Genomic DNA, 18,650 nt, shown 5'->3' on the forward strand with positions numbered 1-18,650 from the left:
TCAGCAACTGCTTTTTGATATTGGGTTTGATTAATATAACCAAGCTGCAACATACGACCTAAAATCCAATTACGACGTTCAAGTGCTCGTTCAGGATTTACAACAGGATTATACTTTGATGGTGCTTTAGGCAATCCAGCGATCATTGCCATTTGTGCTGTTGTTAGTTCATTTATATTTTTGTTGTAGTAGATTCGAGCTGCTGCTGCGATACCGTAAGCATTTTTTCCTAAGAAAATTTTATTGACATAAGCTGTTAGAATTTCTTGTTTTGTTAGGTTTTGTTCAATTTTTCGTGCAAGGAAAACCTCTGTTAGTTTGCGTCTTAATGTACGGTCTGGGCTTAAATAATAGTTCTTCGCAACTTGCATGGTGATCGTTGAGCCACCAGTTTGGACATCGGATCCAGTAATTGATTCAGTGACTGCGCGACCAAGACCTTTGAAGCTAATGCCATTATGCTCAAAAAAGGAAGAGTCTTCCGCTGCTAGAAATGCATGGATAAATGTTGGGGGAATTTGCTCATACTTTACTGGTATTGATAGTTTGCCACCATATTCCGCGATTAACTTATTATCAGCTGTATAGACTTGCAATGGTTTTAGTAATGGCGCTTTTTTTAGAGAACTCATATCTGGCAAAGATGGTGCAAGATAGAGATACATGCCATAAAATCCCATTGGAAGTGAGACTAAGATAATAATAAGCATCAAAAAAAATGGGCGAACAATGCCAGAACTGGATAGCTTTTTCATAATAAGTAAGTTTTAATAAGAGCGAATGGCAAACTAATTGTGGTCAGTATATCCTTTAGACATGCGGATTGTTAGATGAGTTATTGTATCCGTATAAATTAAAGACCAAAACAAATTAGTATGTTGTATTTTTGGGGATAAAAAAATAAATAGGAAAGTACTGTGCTCAGGTTATATCGTAAACCAAATAAGGGGTTAGTAGGGGTCGATATTAGTTCGACAACTGTTAAGTTATTGGAGCTCTCTGTAAAGAACGGTAGATATTGGGTTGAAAGTTATGCGTTGATGCCGCTGCCAGAAAACAGTGTCGTCGAAAAAAGCATTCTTAATCCTGAAGCAGTTGGTGATGCCCTTGAGCGTGTTGTCAATTTAGCGAACCCTCACACTACCAATGTGGCAATCGCAGTTCCAACATCAATGGTGATTAATAAGATCATTGAGATGGATGCTGATATGTCAGATGAAGAGCGTGAAGTGCAAATTCGTATGGATGCTGAACAGTACATTCCGTTTCCATTAGATGAGGTGAGCCTTGATTTTGAGGTTCTGCCTGATAAATTGCCAAATCCCAATCGCGTTAACGTCCTATTAGTTGCTACCCGAACAGAAAATGTTGACACGCGTGTCGAAGTTCTTGAACTTGCGAACTTAACAGCAAAAATTGCTGAAGTTGAAAGTTATGCAATGGAACGAGCTTTTAGTGTGTTTTCTGATACGCTTCCAATGGGCGCGAATACTGTCGGCATTCTAGATATTGGTCATACCATGACAACTTTATCTGTGATGCAAAAAGGTAAAATCATTTATACGCGTGAGCAAGTATTTGGTGGTCGCCAGCTTACCCAAGATGTGCAAAACCGCTACGGTTTATCATTTGAAGAAGCAGGTCGGGCAAAAAAAGAAAGATCGCTCCCAGATGATTATGACACTGAAGTTTTGGAACCTTTCCTTGATGCGGTTGTGCAGCAAGCTGCACGCTCACTGCAATTTTTCTTCTCATCATCGCAATTTAATGAAATTGATCATATTTTATTGGCTGGCGGTAATGCCAATATTCCTGGCTTAGCGAAGCTATTGCAACAAAAACTAGGTTATCGCGTTACGATTGCTAACCCATTCCTACAAATGGGCTTTTCTCCCCAAATTGACATTAAAAAAATAGAAAATGATGCTTCCTCTTTGATGGTGGCATGTGGTCTAGCATTGAGGAGTTTTGATTAATGGCAAAGATTAACTTACTCCCTTGGCGTGATGAGCTAAGAGAACAAAGAAAGAAACAGTTTGTCGCTTTGTGTGTTGGTGTTGCTGCTTTAGGTGTGGCATCAATATTTTCAGGTTGGGTTTACTTTGATCAAAAACTGGATGATCAAGAGCAAGCGAATCAATTAATTGTAAGTACCAATCAAAATCTAGATACTCAGTTAAAATCATTAGAAGGTTTGCAAGAACGACGTAATGCAATTATTGAACGTATGAAGCTGATTCAAGGATTGCAAGGTCAGCGTCCTGTAACTGTGCGATTGGTAGATGAACTGGTTCGGGTTACGCCACCTACGATGTATTTAACCAAGTTCACAAGAACGGGTGATAAATTCACGATTGAAGGAAAAGCGGAAAGTCCAAATACAGTTGCTGAATTGCTGCGTAATTTGGAAGCATCCCCTTGGTATCGAAATGCATTTATGAATTCGTTCTTAGCGGCCGAAGAGAAAAAAGATAAAGCTGCTAGTTCTTTAGTTCCTCGAGTCGAGGAAAACTATGGAAGCTTTGTTGTAACAGTTGATTTAGGGGAGATTGGGGCGGTGACTGAAGTTGACCCATCAGCGGAAACAGCTGCTTCTGCAACGGCTGGAGGTGCACAATGAGTCAAGAAGAACTAAATGACCTCAATCAAGATGTTGTAGTCAAGAAAAAGAAAATGACAGTAGAGCAGTTCTTCCAACAATTTAACACGTTGGATATGAACAACTACGGCAGTTGGCCTCTGTCAGTTAAAATTACATGCTGGATTTTTGTTTTCTTGGCGGTGGTGGCGCTTGGTTATTTCGTCGTCATTAAATCTCAGCTTGAATCGATTGCAAATGCGCAAGCTAAAGAGCAAAGCTTATTAAACGAGTTTAGAGAGAAGGACTCGAAGTTAAGAAACTTGCAGCAATACCAAGCACAATTACAAGAAATGGAAGCGAATTTTAATCAACAGCTTGAACAGCTTCCAAAAGAAACAGAAATTCCAAGTTTGGTTGAAGATATTAACTTAACAGGCGTGAATTCTGGTCTGAAATTTAAAAATATCCGTTTAGAGAGTGAAGTTAAGCAAGAATTCTTTATTGAGCAACCAATAAGCATTGAGGCAACGGGTGATTATCATGCATTTGGCGCGTTCGTTACGGGGATTGCTGCGTTACCTCGAATCGTAACGCTACATGATTTTGTTGTAGAAGCTAAACCTGATACACAAAAGAAATCAGATATTCCTGTGATTAATTACTCAGTTAAAGCAAAAACATATCGTTATATTGGGGCAGATGATCAAGCTGGTACGGACACGGTTTCTCCAGCAACTCAACCAGCTGCTAATGCTCAAGGAGGGAAGTAATAATGAATAAAACAACATTATTACTCGGCGTATTATCGCTGCTTGGTTTGTCTGGTTGTGATTCTCGTATTGACGCTGTAAATCAACAGATGGCTGCTATTCGTAATGAAGCTCCACTACCGATTGAACCAGCACCTATTTTTACACCAGTACCTTTATTTAATTATTCAGCACACCAATTAAAAAGTCCATTTATGCCAAGTTCTTTGGCTGCGGAATTAAGAATCATGGCGGGTAAACGTGTTTATCCAAACTTTAATCGTCAACCACAACCTTTAGAGAGCTATGCACTAGAGTCTCTGAATATGAAAGGTAGTATGCGTGGGAAAAGTAATGAGACGATTGCTTTGATTCAAACACCAGATGGGCAGGTAGAGCGTGTGCAAGTTGGAAGTTACTTGGGTGTAAATCAAGGACGAATTGTTAAAATCAGCCCGACACAGATTGATTTGGTGGAAATTGTACCTGATGGGCGAGAAGGGTATGTTGAAAGACCTAGAACTCTCGTTTTAATTGGGCTAGCACCGTAAGATTAAGGGAATAAAAATGAAAAAACAGTTTAAAGATTCTTTATTTGGGGAAGCGAAGACCATGAATCGTGCATTCCGACAATTTTCTATGGCTGCTATTACTATAGCGGTAATGCAGGCTGCTTCAGCTCAGGTAGCGATGACGAACATTGTACCGATGAGTTTGGCTGAGCAAGGTACTGAGATTCGAATCATGTTTAATGGTTTACCACCTCAGCCACAAGCATATCAACTTGAGCAGCCAGGTCGATTAATTCTAGATTTCGATAAAGCTCAACAAACATTGAAAAGAACCTCTATTCCAGTGTCTACGAATGAAGCAAATTCGATTGATGTAGCTTCTGATGATCAGCGTTCTCGTGTAATTGTAAATCTAAAAGATGCTGGTGCATTTACGACTCGTGTTGAAGGTAATACTTTTGTACTGAAAATTAATTCTGTACAACCTCAGACTAGTGCTGTAATGAAATCTTCAGTGAATCAGGTACAGCAAGGTGTATCAAATATTGGTTTTCAGCGTGGTAAAGATGGTGAAGGTTTAGTTGTTATTGATCTGCTGGGAAGTAATACGCCAGTTGATGTTCAACAACAAGGAAGTAAGATCGTTGTTCGGACAATGGGAAGTAAAATCCCGACTCATTTAGCGCGCCGCTTAAATACCAATGATTTTGCGACACCAGTTGCCAGTATTGACGCATATAATGATAAAGGTAATGGAATTATTAATATCCAGTCTGCAGGTAGCTATGAGTATATGGCATATCAAGCAGAAAATAAGCTGACGATTAGTCTTAAGCGCCCTCAAGATAACACACCGCAAAAAGCCAAAGCTCAGACCTATACGGGTAATAAAATTTCTTTGGACTTCCAAGATATTGAGGTCCGTCGAGTATTACAGCTGTTGGCAGACTTTACTGGAATCAATATGGTTGCTGCGGATACGGTGCAAGGAAACATTACTTTGCGTTTAAAGGATGTTCCATGGGATCAGGCGCTAGATATTGTACTGAAAACTAAAAATTTAGATAAGCGTCGCAATGGTAATGTGATTTGGATTGCGCCTATTCCTGAGTTGATTAAATCTGAGGAAGATGAGGCGAAAGCGATTGCTCAAAGCATTAAATTAGCGCCTATTCAGTCTGAATATATTAAATTAAGTTATGCAAAAGCTGCAGATATTTTAAAGTTAATAGAAGACTCAAGAGATGGGAAGGGCGCTGTTGCAAATCGTACAGCGAATTCTGATTCTCTTGCTTTAGAAAGTTTGTTGAGTTCAAGGGGGAGTGTTGTAGCTGATACACGAACGAATACTTTAATTGTCAATGATACGGCAGTTAATATTGATAAAATACGTAAAATGATTGATTTACTGGATGTTTCGGTTAAGCAAGTGATGATTGAAGCGCGCATTGTACGAGCAAGTACCGATTTCACAAAAGAGATGGGTGTGAAGTGGGGTATTTTATCACAAGGCATTACGAGTAATAATGATTTATTGGTTGGTGGTAGTGATACAACTTTATGGAATTTGCGAGAACCAACAAAGAATTCAGATACTGGTGGTTGGACGTATGAAATTGAACGGCCAGATAATCTGAATGTTGATTTGGGGGCTGTTACACCAGGTGCCAGTAGAATTGCCTTTGGTCTAATCAGTTTATCTGACTTTATGTTGGATTTAGAGCTTTCAGCAGTACAGGCTGATGGTTATGGTGAGGTAATTTCTACACCGAAAGTGATGACTGCTGATAAACAAGCGGCAAAAATTGAGTCAGGTACAAAAATCCCATATACCTCTTCGTCTGGCGGCGGAGCAAATGCAGTTCCTAAAACTGAATTTATTGACGCAACCTTAAGTTTGGATGTAACTCCTAGCATTACACCTGATGGTAAAGTAATGATGAAGTTGAATATCACTAAGGATGCACCTAGTACGCCAACACCTACTGGTCAATTAACGATTAGCAAAAACTCTATTGATACCAATGTATTAGTGGATAATGGCGAAACCGTTGTTTTAGGTGGGATTTTTGAGCAGGAAAATATTAGCTCTCAAACAAAAGTACCTTTCTTAGGCGATATTCCTTACATTGGTCGATTATTCCGTCGTGATCTTAAAACGGATAATAAGCGTGAACTGCTAATTTTTGTGACACCGAGAATTGTTAATGACACTTTGACAAGAAATCATTAATATATTTTCAATAATTGCAAATGAATATAGGTGGCGCGTTGCCAAGCAAAGCGTTTGAAACCCTACCAAATATATATTTGGTAGGGCCAATGGGGGCAGGAAAAACAACAGTTGGGCGACATCTAGCGGAATTGTTGGGTCGAGATTTTATTGATAGTGATCATGAAATCGAACGTAAGACTGGCGCTACAATTCCATGGATCTTTGAAAAAGAGGGAGAAGTTGGTTTTCGTTTGCGTGAGACCAATGTATTAAATGATCTAACGCATCGAACTTCTCTTGTTTTGGCCACTGGTGGTGGTGCAGTAACACAATTAGCAAATCGAGAATTCTTAAAACAGCGCGGCATAGTAGTTTATCTTTATACTCCTGTAGAGCTTCAATTACAGCGAACCTATCGCGATAAAAATCGCCCTTTATTACAAGTTGAAAACCCAGAACAAAAGCTACGAGATTTGTTAGCAACCAGAGATCCCTTATATCGGGAAATAGCACACCATGTTATTGAGACAAATCAAGGAGCGGCTAGGGATTTAGCGCAGCGTATTCTTCAGTTAATATTATCGAAACAAGTTAAGTAATTCATTTTTGGTTTTAATGTTATGCAAACGTTACATGTTGAGTTAGGTGATCGTCGTTACCCAATTTTTATTGGGAGTCGTTTAAATCCAAAAGAATTGCTAGATTCATATTTACATGGTCGGCAAGTTATGGTGGTTTCAAACACCACTGTGGCACCCTTATATTTACAACATTATGTGCAAGCTTTAACTGAATTAGATAAGCAAGTTGCGCAATGTATATTGCCTGATGGTGAGCAATTTAAAGATATACAGCATCTGAACTTAATTTTTGATGCACTTTTAGAATCGGGATTTAACCGCGATTGTACAGTTTTAGCTTTAGGTGGTGGTGTAATTGGAGATATGGCTGGGTTTGCATCGGCATGTTTTCAGCGTGGAGTTAATTTCGTACAGGTTCCTACAACATTATTGTCGCAAGTTGATTCGAGTGTCGGTGGAAAGACAGGTATTAATCATCCTTTAGGCAAGAATATGTTGGGTGCTTTTCAGCAACCGCAAGTTGTATTGGCTGATATGGCTCAAATAGATACCTTGCCAGATCGAGAGTTGTCAGCAGGTTTAGCAGAAGTGATTAAATACGCTTTACTTGCTGATGTTGATTTTTTGGTCTGGTTGGAACAAAACATAGATGCTTTAGTTGCGCGGGATGCAAATTTACTCGCAGAAGCAGTATATCGTTCATGTGCACATAAAGCGCGTATTGTGGCAAATGATGAAAAAGAGCAGGGCGAGCGAGCATTGTTAAATCTTGGTCATACCTTCGGTCATGCTATTGAATCTTATTTAGGATATGGCGTTTGGTTACATGGTGAGGCGGTTGCAACAGGCATGGTCATGGCTGCTGATTTATCTCATCGGTTAGGGTGGATTTCTGAGGATGATGTACAGCGTACAAAAAAAATCATTCAACGTGCAAATTTACCGATATCATGTCCAAAAATTCCTTTAGATGAATTTTTAGCTTATATGTCACATGATAAAAAAGTGTTAAATGGTCAACTGCGCTTGGTATTGTTGAAAAAATTAGGTCAGGCTGTAATTACCAAAGACTTTGATGTTGAGCTTATGAAGCAATCTATTCTTGCAAATCAATCTGTGTAGTTAATTCTAGGAAAACATGACTGTGTCCCGATCAATTTGGCAAAACATACAACAATATAGTTGGCTTGTTCTCGCATTGGCTTGTTTAATTGCGGCATTGATTTTTTGGGGAATCACAGGTGATAAGCAGGAAGTGGTTGCTGTTGAGCATCAAACTAAAGATGAAGTGCAAGTTCAGATTCAACCAGAAAAAGTCGCAGCTACATCTCATTTGGGGGCATTGTCTGATGAGGTGCGACCATTAGATTTAACAACTCGCGTGGTTGTATCTAATGAGCATGCGCCTGAATTTAGAGGGACTAAATATATTAAGGAAAATCAACGTCAATGGGTGATGGAGATTTTTCGTAGTTCAGATGAAACAATTATTAAAAACTTTTTATTAAATCGGCCAGATAGAAAAAACTTCGTTTATTTTCGTTTGAATAGTGATGACCAAGTTGAGCAATATGTTTTGGCGTATGGGTTATTTGCAAATGCTGAAGAAGCTAAGCAGAAATTTGCGCAACTAAATTTGACTCTACCTCAATCTATTCAGCCTCAACCTCAGTCCATATCAAGCTATGCGACATATGTAAATGATTTAGGTTCTGATGAGCTTAAATCATCAACGAGTCAGCTGTATGCAATTAATTTAAGGCCAGCTGCACTGCCACGTGTTGATGAAACCTTATTAATGAATGGTAGTTCATCACAAAGTGGGATGGGCTCTGATGTTAAAAAGTCTGTGGAGACATCGACGACTGTGAAGACTATCGTGACTCAACGTGATGCGGATGGGAATGTGGTTAATGTTAAACAAACTCAATCAGCACCTAAGCAAACAATAAATACTGAAAAATTAAAGGAAAATTCAGATTCTTCTCGGAAAGAAGTAACTGATCCATTTAATTAAAATGCACATTAATAGTGCATTTATGGGCTATTATGTGGCATTTGGATATATTTTGGTGCAATTTTAATCGTAAATTATAATTCTTCTATAATTATAACTACACGTTATTTTAACTTTTTTAATGATTTAGTAAATTTATAACTATATGGCATATTTTTTGCTTTCTTGTGGTGCTAATTTATCTGCTCATTGCTCTTTTTAGTGCTAAATGATTCATTATTTTGGTGAAATGGAAAGTTTTTGTGCTTTACAAAGGCTAGTTAAGGTGTAATAACTAAAAACACTTTATATGGTGAAATGCGCTGTTTCTGAAACAAGAAAGGCGTATATTTGCAAATTCGCCAGTAAAAATGTTTTCGCGAAGCATTGAACTTTATATGAGTTGATCGGCAATATCGCAGAAAATAAATTGATTGTTTGTTGCTCGAAAGAGCCATGTTGAAAGAAGGGTACGCTATGCACATGCCATCGCCAAATACTGTAGCTCCCGCTCAAGGTTTATATCAGCCTGATGAGTTTAAGGATAACTGTGGTTTCGGTTTGATTGCCCATATGAAGGGTGAATCAAGTCATCATCTGGTCGAAACAGCGATTCACAGTCTAAGTTGCATGACGCACCGTGGTGGTATTGCCGCAGATGGTAAAACTGGAGATGGATGCGGATTGTTATTGGCTATGCCTAAGCAATTTTTCCGTGACGAAGCTCAAAAACTTGGTGCGAATTTAACTGAAATCTTCGCTGCTGGTACCGTATTTTTAAATACTGATCCTGCTTTAGCGCATAATGCAAAAAATATTCTGAATAAAGAAATTGAAGCTGAAGGTTTAACGGTTGCAGCATGGCGTGTTGTACCAACAAATAATGATGCATTGGGTGAAATTGCAATACAATCTCTACCTGTGTTCGAACAAATTCTTGTGAACTGTCCGATGGGCTTAACTGAAGTTGAGTTTAATCGTAAGTTATTCTTAGCGCGTCGTCGTGCTGAACAATCGTTACACAATGATTCATTATTTTATGTAACGACATTAGCAACGACTGTGATTAGTTATAAAGGTTTGATGATGCCAGCAGCAATTGCTGACTTCTATACGGACTTAGCTGATGAGCGTTTAAAATCTCACATCGTTGTATTCCATCAGCGTTTTTCTACAAATACTTTACCGCGTTGGCCATTGGCTCAGCCGTTCCGTTATCTTGCACATAATGGTGAAATTAATACCATTACTGCGAACCGCAACTGGGCATTGGCACGTACACCAAAATTTGCAAACCCATTACTACCAGGATTAACTGAGTTAAATCCAATCGTAAACCGTACTGGTTCGGACTCTTCAAGCTTAGATAATATGCTCGAGATTCTTGTGGGTGGTGGTATGGATTTATTCCGTGCCTTGCGTATGCTTGTTCCGCCAGCATGGCAAAACGTTGAAACTCTAGATGCCGACTTACGTGCGTTCTACGAATTTAACTCTAAACATATGGAAGCTTGGGATGGCCCAGCGGGTCTTGTAATTCAAGATGGTCGTCATGCGATTTGTATGCTTGATCGTAATGGCTTGCGTCCAGCACGTTGGGTAATTACTAAAAACGATTACATCACACTTGCTTCTGAAATTGGGGTGTGGGGTTATGAACCTGAAGACGTTGTGTCTAAAGGCCGTGTTGGTCCAGGTCAAATCTTAGTTGTAGACACTTTGACTGGTAAGGTATTAGATACCAAAGATGTCAGTAACCATCTTAAAAACATGCGTCCATACCGTGAGTGGTTACGTGACCATGCGATCCGTTTAAAAGCAAATCCGCAACTTGAAGAGCAGCTTGTTGATCAAGGTCTCACAGGTGATGCACTTAAATCAGCTCAAAAAATGTTTATGGTGACATTTGAAGAGCGTGATCAGATTCTTCGTCCTATTGCAGAAAGTGGTCAAGAAGCGGTTGGCTCGATGGGTGATGATACGCCAATGGCTGTATTGTCTCGTCAAGTACGTCACATCTCAGATTATTTCCGCCAACAGTTTGCGCAGGTGACAAACCCACCAATTGATCCATTACGTGAATCAATCGTGATGTCACTTGAAACTTGTATCGGACGTGAGCAAAACGTATTTGAGCAAGGCCCAGAACATGCGGATCGTATCATTATTGCAAGCCCTGTATTGTCGAATTCGAAAATGCAGCAGCTTCGTGATGTTGAAAAAGATCGCCAAGGCTATGGCGTAGCTGATATTGAATTGAACTACGCTGAAACAGAAGGTTTACAGGCTGCAATTACACGTATCTATGAAGAAGCTGCTCAAGCGGTTCGTGATGGAAAAACGTTGATCGTACTCACGGATAAAAACTTCCGTGAAGGCTTCTTACCTGCAAATGCTGTTTTGGCAACAGGTGCTGTACATCATCACTTGATTAAAACGGGTTTACGTACCGATGCAAACATTCTAGTGGAAACGGGTTTTGCACGTGATCCACATCAATTTGCAGTGTTACTTGGTTTCGGTGCAACAGCGATTTATCCATACTTGGCTTATGATGTGATCAATGATTTGGTTGCTAAAGGCGAGTTATTGGGTGATCCAATTCATGCTCAAGCAAACTTCCGCAAAGGGATTGAGAAAGGTCTATTAAAAGTTCTTTCTAAAATGGGTATCTCTACCGTTGCATCATATCGTGGCGGTCAGTTGTTTGAAGCAGTTGGTTTATCTTCTGAGGTCGTTGATCAATGTTTCCTTGGTGTACCGAGTCGTATCCAAGGTGCAACGTTTGCTGATTTGGAAAATGATCAGAAAAAATTGGCAACAACTGCTTGGCAAAATCGTAAGCCGATTGATCAAGGTGGTTTGCTCAAATTCGTATTTGGCAAAGAGTACCATGCGTTCAATCCTGATGTGATCAATGCTTTACATAAGTCAGTACGATCTGGTCAATATCAAGATTTTAAAGAGTATGCTGAGCTTGTAAATAACCGTCCAATCGCGACAATCCGTGATTTATTTAAGTTAAAAACAACGGATTCAATTGGCATTGATCAAGTTGAAAGTATTGAAGAGATTCTGCCACGCTTTGACTCTGCGGGTATGTCTCTAGGTGCATTATCGCCAGAAGCACATGAAGCGATTGCAATTGCGATGAACACGATTGGTGGTCGTTCGAACTCAGGTGAGGGCGGCGAAGATCCAGCGCGTTATGGCACGATTCGTAACTCGAAAATCAAGCAAATTGCATCAGGTCGTTTCGGTGTTACGCCAGCATATTTAACTTCTGCTGAAGTTCTTCAGATTAAAGTAGCACAAGGTGCGAAACCGGGTGAGGGTGGTCAGTTACCAGGTGGTAAAGTGAATGGCTTAATTGCGCGTTTACGATATTCAGTACCGGGTGTCACACTCATTTCTCCGCCACCGCATCACGATATTTATTCGATTGAAGATTTATCGCAGTTGATTTTTGACTTGAAACAAGTCAACCCACAAGCGATGGTTTCAGTAAAATTGGTATCTGAGCCAGGTGTAGGTACGATCGCGGCAGGTGTTGCGAAGGCATATGCTGACTTTATTACGATTTCTGGTTATGACGGTGGTACGGCTGCATCGCCACTTTCTTCAATTCACCACGCGGGTTCTCCATGGGAACTTGGTTTGAGTGAAGCGCATCAAGCATTACGTGTAAATGACTTACGTGGCAAAGTGCGTGTTCAAACAGATGGTGGTTTGAAAACTGGTTTAGATGTGATTAAAGCAGCAATCTTGGGTGCGGAAAGTTTTGGCTTCGGTTCTACACCAATGATCGCGTTAGGTTGTAAATATCTCCGTATTTGCCATTTAAATAACTGTGCAACGGGTGTTGCAACTCAACAAGATCATTTACGTCAAGAACATTATATTGGTGAGCCACAAATGCTCATTAATTTCTTCAAGTTTATTGCTGAAGAAACACGTGAATGGTTAGCAGCACTTGGTGTTGCGTCATTGAAAGATTTGATTGGTCGCGTTGATTTACTTGAAGTTTTACCAGGTGAAACTGAAAAACATGCTCATCTAGATCTTAGTGCTTTATTGACTTCACATCCATCAGCTGAAGGTAAAGCTCAGTATTGCCAAGTTCAAGGTAATGCGCCATTTGATAAAGGTGTATTGGCTGAGAAAATGGTTGCTGAAATGCTACCAGCAATTGAATCAGGTGTAGGCGGTTCATTCAACTTCACAGTAGGTAACTGTGACCGTTCGATTGGTGCTCGTATCTCAGGTGAAATCGCGCGTCGCTATGGTAACTTGGGTATGGAAAGCAGCCCAGTTGTTATGAATCTTGAGGGTACTGCTGGTCAATCGCTTGGTGTTTGGAATGCAGGTGGTTTGCATATCAAACTAGAAGGTGATGCCAACGACTATGTCGGTAAAGGTATGGCGGGTGGTCGTGTATCGATTTTCCCACCAAAAGGTTCACCATTCCAAACACAAAATACCGCGATTATTGGTAACACTTGTTTATATGGTGCAACAGGCGGTAAGTTGTTTGCTGCAGGTACTGCGGGCGAGCGTTTTGCGGTTCGTAACTCAGGCGCATTTGCGGTTATTGAAGGTGCTGGCGATCACTGCTGTGAATACATGACAGGTGGCGTGGTAACCGTATTGGGTAAAGTCGGTCATAATTTCGGTGCGGGTATGACAGGTGGCTTTGCTTATGTACTTGACCTTGATAATGACTTTGTTGATTACTACAACCATGAACTAATTGATCTTAACCGTATCTCAACTGAGTCTATGGAAGATCACAAAGAATACTTACTACGAATTTTAGATGAGCACATCCAAGAGACAGGAAGTGCTTGGGCATACAAAATCCGTAATGAGTTCGACTTCTATAGTCGTAAGTTCTGGCTTGTAAAACCAAAAGCTGCTAATTTGCAAACGCTTTTGAAAACAACTCAAGCTGACCCACAATAATTCCACGACTGCAAAGACATAGGCAGGTGCAAAGATGAAAGATATCCTTGCGCCTACCCACGGAGAGAGACATGGCAGAACGCCTTAATAATGACTTTCAATTTCTGGATGTAGCACGCCAAGATCCAGAGAAAAAAGATATTACTGTCCGCAAGGCAGAGTTTGTGGAAATTTATAAACCTTTTACTGCGGATGTGGCTGCAAACCAGACCCATCGTTGTTTAGGTTGTGGTAACCCTTATTGTGAATGGAAATGTCCAGTACATAACTACATTCCAAACTGGTTAAAGTTGATTGCTGAAGGTCAAATTTTCCAAGCAGCGGAACTTTGTCATCAAACCAATACTTTGCCAGAAGTATGTGGTCGTGTATGTCCGCAAGACCGCTTGTGTGAAGGTGCATGTACACTCAATGATGGCTTTGGTGCTGTAACTATCGGTAATGCTGAGAAATATATCAACGATACGGCCTTTGCTTTAGGTTGGCGTCCAGATATGTCTGGCGTTAAGTGGACCAACAAAAAAGTTGCGATTATTGGTGCTGGCCCAGCAGGTTTAGGCTGTGCAGATATTCTAGCGCGTGGTGGTGTAAAACCAGTTGTATTTGATAAACGTCCTGAAATTGGCGGTCTACTCACATTCGGTATTCCAGAATTTAAGATGGAAAAAGATGTGATGAAACGTCGCCGTGAAATCTTCACAGGCATGGGAATCGAATTCCGTTTAAATACCGAAATTGGTGTTGATGTTACCATTGAGCAATTACTTGCTGAATATGATGCTGTGTTTATGGGAATGGGAACTTACACCTACATGAAAGGTGGTTTCCCTGGCGAAGACCTAAATGGTGTTTATGATGCTTTAGATTTCCTCATTGCCAACGTCAATCGTTGCCAAGGTTGGGAAAAAGATCCTAGCGAATACATCAGTGTAGACGGCAAGAAAGTGATTGTTCTAGGTGGTGGCGACACTGCAATGGACTGTAACCGTACTTCATTGCGTCAAGGCGCGCACGAAGTAACTTGTGCTTATCGTCGTGACGAAAGCAACATGCCGGGTTCTGCGCGTGAAGTGAAGAATGCGTATGAAGAGGGTGTAAAATTCCTATTCAACCGTCAGCCAATTGAAATCGTGGGTGAGAATGGCAAAGTCACAGGTGTTAAAGTTGTGACAACGCAAATGGGTGAGCCAGATAGTCGTGGTCGTCGTAGCCCTGAGCCAATTCCGGGTTCTGAAGAAGTATTAGCAGCTGATGCAGTGTTGCTAGCTTTTGGTTTCCGTCCAAGCCCTGCTGATTGGTTTGCCAATGCTAAAGTAGGTTTAGATGGTTCAGGTCGAGTGATTGCTGCTGAACAACAAGAATTTAAATTCCAAACCTCGAATCCAAAAATCTTCGCTGGCGGAGATATGGTCCGTGGTTCTGATCTAGTTGTGACTGCAATTTGGGAAGGTCGTCAAGCTGCTGAAGGTATTTTAGATTACCTTGGGGTTTAATCTTCCAATCCTGTAAATCACATTGAAATAAAGCCTGCATCATGCAGGCTTTATGATTTTCATCTTGTCAGTTTGGTAGTTTTAGCAAACTTTATAAGCTTTTTTGCCCTGTCTTTGCTTATTTGCTAGCGCAATACTCGAAGACCAGTTGGGAAATTGTAAAGGCAATCAAGATGGCGCTTGCACATGCGAATGCAGAAAAAAACTATTTAAATCGCCCTAAAGCACTTGGCATTACTGTGCGACGTTTGCAATTTAATCCTGAAAAAATTAAACGGCATTATTTTGCTAATTCTCCATTAATGTCGCATTTACTGACTGCACTCTCCTCAACCTTTCCGATAGGCGAGCAATATTTTGTAAATAGTGTTCGTAATGTCCGTGAGAAAGTACAAGACCCGCAATTACAAGCTCAAATTGCAGCTTTTATTGGTCAGGAGGCAATGCATTCTAAAGCACATACAGAGTTTAATGATGCTTGGCGTAGCGATGATTATAATCTTGACCGCTTTCAAGCTTGGTTAGCAAAGCGAGATGATGTCCTTCGCAAAATTCATCCTAAATTACAACTCGCATTGACCTGTGCTTTTGAGCATTTTACTGCGATGTTAGGTGGTTATATTTTGAAGCATCCAGAAATTTTAAGCACATTAGATGATGATGCGATGAAACTTTGGGTTTGGCATGCAATTGAGGAAATCGAGCATCGATCGGTCGCTTTTGATGTGTATCAAGAGGTTTATGGTGATGATCGAATTCGTCGTTTATTGATGCGAAGTGTGACTACAGGCTTTGCAAGCCTCACGTTCTATGCAACAACGCGTTTAATTTGGCAAGACAAATGGAAAAGCTTACCCAAAGTCGGTGGTAACGTATTTGGAATGTATTTACTTGGAAAAATGCTAATTCAACTCATTCCAGAATATCTTTCTTATTACCATGCAGACTTCCATCCAGCTAAACATGATTACAGCAAATTGGTTGAGTATTGGAAAGCAAGGATGGCCGATGAATATGGCATGATTAGCTTTCAAGAAGAAACAGCATCAAAAATTTATAGTTAACAATTATAAAAACAATAAATATTTGCTTAGCGTGGCATTACTTTGAGATTTCGAGTAATGCCATTTTTATTTGAACAGACTAAATCAACTTTAATAAATGTTACACAGCAAGTAAAAAATCACATTACAATGAATTATCGCAAAAATATAAAGAAAAACCTGAGGATAAATTTTGATGAAAGTAATTAAACAAACCGCAATTGCTACAGTATTAGCGAGTACACTCTTATTTACAGGGTGTGGCTATAATACTTTGCAAGTGAAAGATGAAGCAGTCAATGCATCGTGGTCAGAAGTACAAAACCAATACCAGCGTCGAGCAGACCTCGTTCCGAATTTAGTCAATGTCGTAAAAGGTTATGCAAAACATGAGGAGCAAGTGCTCACTGAAGTGACTCAAGCACGTTCAAACGTAGCTGGCTTGAAAGTGGATAAAGAAGTATTAGAAGATCCAGCACTATTCGAAAAATACCAGCAAGCGCAAAGTCAGCTCACAGGAGCATTATCGCGCTTAATTGCCGTCTCTGAAAACTATCCAGATTTAAAAGCCAATGAACAATTCCGTGATCTTCAAGCACAGCTCGAAGGTACAGAAAATAGAATTGCTGTTGCACGTAATCGTTATATTACGACAGTACAAGATTACAATTCTTATGTACGTCAATTCCCACAAGCAATGACCGCTAAAGTAATTGGCATGAAAACTAAGGAAAACTTTAAGGCTGAACAATCTGCTCAGCAAGCTCCAACAGTTTCATTTAACTAATTACTGATTGTTGAGTTAAATGCGGAGGAGAAAGCTGATGTTGAATGTGTTAAAGCAAAAATGGAAATCTATTTTAATCATCATTTTTATGATGCTTTGCTTTCAACATACAGCTTTGGCTGAGGTTGCCACAGCCACTGATCAAAGTGATTTAGTGGTTGCGGGCAAAATTATTCAGGAACAACAGGAAAATAAAGCAGCATCATCGAGTACACCCAATACTGAGACACCTGTATTACCGAAAGTCGCCGATGATATGGCAGATGGTGAATCTATACGTGGATTACCGACATTAAACCAACCTGTCATTGATCAAGCTAAGGTATTAAGTGATGCTGAAATTCAGCAGTTAGATCAGAAAATACTTAACCTATATCAACAAGGTAAAGCACAGATCGGTGTGATTATTGTCCCAACCACAGGACAAGAAGCCATTTTTGATTTTGCTTTGCGTACAGGCGAAAAATGGCAGTTAGGTTCAGCGAGGCGAGATAATGGCTTATTGATGGCAGTTGCGATTAATGATCGGAAAATCCAAATACTCACTGGCTATGGCTTAGAGGGTGTGCTGCCTGATGTGGTTTTAAGTCGTATTATCAGAAATCAAATTACGCCGTATTTCAAACAAGGACAATATGCACAGGGTATTTCAGCTGGCTTAGATGAGATTACCCGCATTGTGAATTTAGATCCTGAGATTGCTCAGCAGGCAGCTCAAGAACTCAAAGAACGTCACGATCAAGCATTGCAAGCACAGCAAGCAAAAGATAATACTTTAACGATGGCATTGTTTATCTTAATTGCTGGCGTTGTTGGATCGTTTATTGTGGGTAAGCGGCTGAGCGCTTCTACTGCTGCAGTGGCTGCGACCGTTGCTGGATTGGTCAATGGTGCAGGTTTAGTGATGAGTCTGTTGCTGGGCATTGGTATTTTCTTTCTATTAATTACTTCTATTGCACAATTGATTTTTCAAGCATTTCTCTCTGGAGGTGGGCGTGGTGGCAGTGGAGGTGGTTTTGGTGGAGGTAGCGGCGGTGGTTATAGTGGCGGCGGAGGCAGTTTTGGTGGCGGAGGAGCATCAGGCTCATGGTAACAAAGACAGATACAACTCAAATCATTACTCAACCTAAGTTGGGTGATCAGGTACAACATAGCTTAAAACGTTGGTTTAAGCATTTTCTCTATGTCTCTTCTGCACATCGATATTTCAATAAACAAGACCAAATAGAAATTGCAAATGCTGTACAGCAAGCTGAAAAAGGTCATGTGGGGGAAATTCAGGTGGTGATTGAAGGGCATATTCCTTGCTCGCAAGCGTACTATCAAAATACGCGTCTACGTGCGCAACAGCTATTTGCTGAGCTGGGTGTATGGGACACTGAGCTGAATAGTGGTGTTTTACTCTACTTAAATCTGTGCGAGCGTAAGGTTGAAATTGTGATTGATAGAGGCCTCAAAAATGCAACTCAGCCAGAGATGTGGTGCGAAATCTGTCAAAGTATCGTGAGCCTGTTGGCTAAAGAGCAATACCTGTTTGCAGTTAAAAGTGGCGTAGAAGAGATCGGGCGAGTTCTAGACCAATATTACATTAAGAATGATTCTGCTGATCAAAATGAGCTGCCAAATGCACCTATTATTCTGAATTGAGTGTTAGAGAGCATAGATTAAATGCTTGCTTTAATTAAAAAGAAAACTTAATGTATAGAAAAGTCTGTATTGCATTTATTTATC

Annotated in this window: 14 protein-coding genes and 1 pseudogene; 14 read left to right on the forward strand and 1 reads right to left on the reverse strand. The window is 40.2% G+C overall.

From position 1 onward, the window contains the following. Positions 1 to 755, reverse strand: a pseudogene (ponA, locus tag B4237_RS06870) (penicillin-binding protein PBP1a); the annotation flags it as partial. A gap of 162 nt (positions 756 to 917) precedes the next feature. On the opposite strand from ponA, the gene B4237_RS06875 reads away from it, so the two are divergent. The 14 genes from B4237_RS06875 to B4237_RS06940 all read left to right on the forward strand — a co-directional run bounded on the left by B4237_RS06875 (position 918) and on the right by B4237_RS06940 (position 18,566). After that, positions 918 to 1,976: a pilus assembly protein PilM gene (locus B4237_RS06875; protein WP_019385519.1), complete on the forward strand. Its 1,059-nt coding sequence runs from the start codon at positions 918 to 920 to the stop codon at positions 1,974 to 1,976. Further along, a complete protein-coding gene (locus B4237_RS06880) occupies positions 1,976 to 2,620 on the forward strand; it encodes a PilN domain-containing protein (RefSeq protein WP_023013847.1) in 645 nt (214 codons plus the stop codon). The genes B4237_RS06875 and B4237_RS06880 overlap by 1 nt, the downstream gene beginning before the upstream one ends. After that, on the forward strand, positions 2,617 to 3,351 hold the full coding sequence (locus B4237_RS06885; protein ID WP_061517676.1) for a type 4a pilus biogenesis protein PilO: 735 nt from the start codon (positions 2,617 to 2,619) through the stop codon (positions 3,349 to 3,351). Before B4237_RS06880 ends, B4237_RS06885 begins: the two co-directional genes overlap by 4 nt. A gap of 2 nt (positions 3,352 to 3,353) precedes the next feature. Then, entirely contained in the window at positions 3,354 to 3,881 is a 528-nt protein-coding gene (locus tag B4237_RS06890; RefSeq protein WP_004877829.1) for a pilus assembly protein PilP, read from the forward strand. A gap of 16 nt (positions 3,882 to 3,897) precedes the next feature. Beyond that, a complete protein-coding gene (pilQ, locus tag B4237_RS06895; protein WP_286942382.1) occupies positions 3,898 to 6,075 on the forward strand; it encodes a type IV pilus secretin PilQ family protein in 2,178 nt (725 codons plus the stop codon). A 20-nt stretch (positions 6,076 to 6,095) separates the two neighbouring features. Beyond that, positions 6,096 to 6,656: a shikimate kinase AroK gene (aroK, locus tag B4237_RS06900; RefSeq protein WP_061519892.1), complete on the forward strand. Its 561-nt coding sequence runs from the start codon at positions 6,096 to 6,098 to the stop codon at positions 6,654 to 6,656. A 21-nt stretch (positions 6,657 to 6,677) separates the two neighbouring features. After that, positions 6,678 to 7,760 (forward strand): 3-dehydroquinate synthase, encoded by a 1,083-nt coding sequence (aroB, locus tag B4237_RS06905; protein WP_286942387.1) that lies wholly within the window; start codon positions 6,678 to 6,680, stop codon positions 7,758 to 7,760. Positions 7,761 to 7,776: 16 nt separating this feature from the next. After that, positions 7,777 to 8,655: a hypothetical protein gene (locus B4237_RS06910; RefSeq protein ID WP_286942390.1), complete on the forward strand. Its 879-nt coding sequence runs from the start codon at positions 7,777 to 7,779 to the stop codon at positions 8,653 to 8,655. Between the two features lie 462 nt (positions 8,656 to 9,117). Further along, entirely contained in the window at positions 9,118 to 13,596 is a 4,479-nt protein-coding gene (gene gltB, locus B4237_RS06915; protein WP_286942444.1) for a glutamate synthase large subunit, read from the forward strand. A 71-nt stretch (positions 13,597 to 13,667) separates the two neighbouring features. Beyond that, positions 13,668 to 15,089, forward strand: a complete 1,422-nt coding sequence (locus tag B4237_RS06920; RefSeq protein WP_007480728.1) for an FAD-dependent oxidoreductase — start codon at positions 13,668 to 13,670, stop codon at positions 15,087 to 15,089. Between the two features lie 173 nt (positions 15,090 to 15,262). Beyond that, the gene (locus B4237_RS06925) at positions 15,263 to 16,153 is read left to right on the forward strand and encodes a metal-dependent hydrolase (protein WP_061393195.1); all 891 of its coding nucleotides are present in this window, start codon (positions 15,263 to 15,265) and stop codon (positions 16,151 to 16,153) included. Positions 16,154 to 16,328: 175 nt separating this feature from the next. Continuing rightward, a complete protein-coding gene (locus B4237_RS06930; RefSeq protein WP_004877820.1) occupies positions 16,329 to 16,919 on the forward strand; it encodes a LemA family protein in 591 nt (196 codons plus the stop codon). Between the two features lie 88 nt (positions 16,920 to 17,007). Beyond that, positions 17,008 to 18,012: a TPM domain-containing protein gene (locus B4237_RS06935; protein ID WP_414632342.1), complete on the forward strand. Its 1,005-nt coding sequence runs from the start codon at positions 17,008 to 17,010 to the stop codon at positions 18,010 to 18,012. After that, positions 18,006 to 18,566: a TPM domain-containing protein gene (locus B4237_RS06940; RefSeq protein WP_286942396.1), complete on the forward strand. Its 561-nt coding sequence runs from the start codon at positions 18,006 to 18,008 to the stop codon at positions 18,564 to 18,566. Before B4237_RS06935 ends, B4237_RS06940 begins: the two co-directional genes overlap by 7 nt. Positions 18,567 to 18,650: the final 84 nt, after the last annotated feature.

This window comes from Acinetobacter sp. UBA6526 (genome assembly GCF_002434875.1).
Classification (GTDB): Bacteria; Pseudomonadota; Gammaproteobacteria; order Pseudomonadales; family Moraxellaceae; genus Acinetobacter; species Acinetobacter venetianus.

Coding starts and splice junctions, on each gene's coding strand:
- aroB (WP_286942387.1), top strand. CDS start 6,678: ATGCAAACGTTACATGTTGAGTTAGGTGATCGTCGTTACCCAATTTTT.
- B4237_RS06910 (WP_286942390.1), top strand. CDS start 7,777: ATGACTGTGTCCCGATCAATTTGGCAAAACATACAACAATATAGTTGG.
- B4237_RS06940 (WP_286942396.1), top strand. CDS start 18,006: ATGGTAACAAAGACAGATACAACTCAAATCATTACTCAACCTAAGTTG.
- B4237_RS06885 (WP_061517676.1), top strand. CDS start 2,617: ATGAGTCAAGAAGAACTAAATGACCTCAATCAAGATGTTGTAGTCAAG.
- aroK (WP_061519892.1), top strand. CDS start 6,096: ATGAATATAGGTGGCGCGTTGCCAAGCAAAGCGTTTGAAACCCTACCA.
- B4237_RS06880 (WP_023013847.1), top strand. CDS start 1,976: ATGGCAAAGATTAACTTACTCCCTTGGCGTGATGAGCTAAGAGAACAA.
- B4237_RS06890 (WP_004877829.1), top strand. CDS start 3,354: ATGAATAAAACAACATTATTACTCGGCGTATTATCGCTGCTTGGTTTG.
- B4237_RS06920 (WP_007480728.1), top strand. CDS start 13,668: ATGGCAGAACGCCTTAATAATGACTTTCAATTTCTGGATGTAGCACGC.
- B4237_RS06930 (WP_004877820.1), top strand. CDS start 16,329: ATGAAAGTAATTAAACAAACCGCAATTGCTACAGTATTAGCGAGTACA.
- B4237_RS06935 (WP_414632342.1), top strand. CDS start 17,008: ATGATGCTTTGCTTTCAACATACAGCTTTGGCTGAGGTTGCCACAGCC.
- B4237_RS06925 (WP_061393195.1), top strand. CDS start 15,263: ATGGCGCTTGCACATGCGAATGCAGAAAAAAACTATTTAAATCGCCCT.
- gltB (WP_286942444.1), top strand. CDS start 9,118: ATGCCATCGCCAAATACTGTAGCTCCCGCTCAAGGTTTATATCAGCCT.
- pilQ (WP_286942382.1), top strand. CDS start 3,898: ATGAAAAAACAGTTTAAAGATTCTTTATTTGGGGAAGCGAAGACCATG.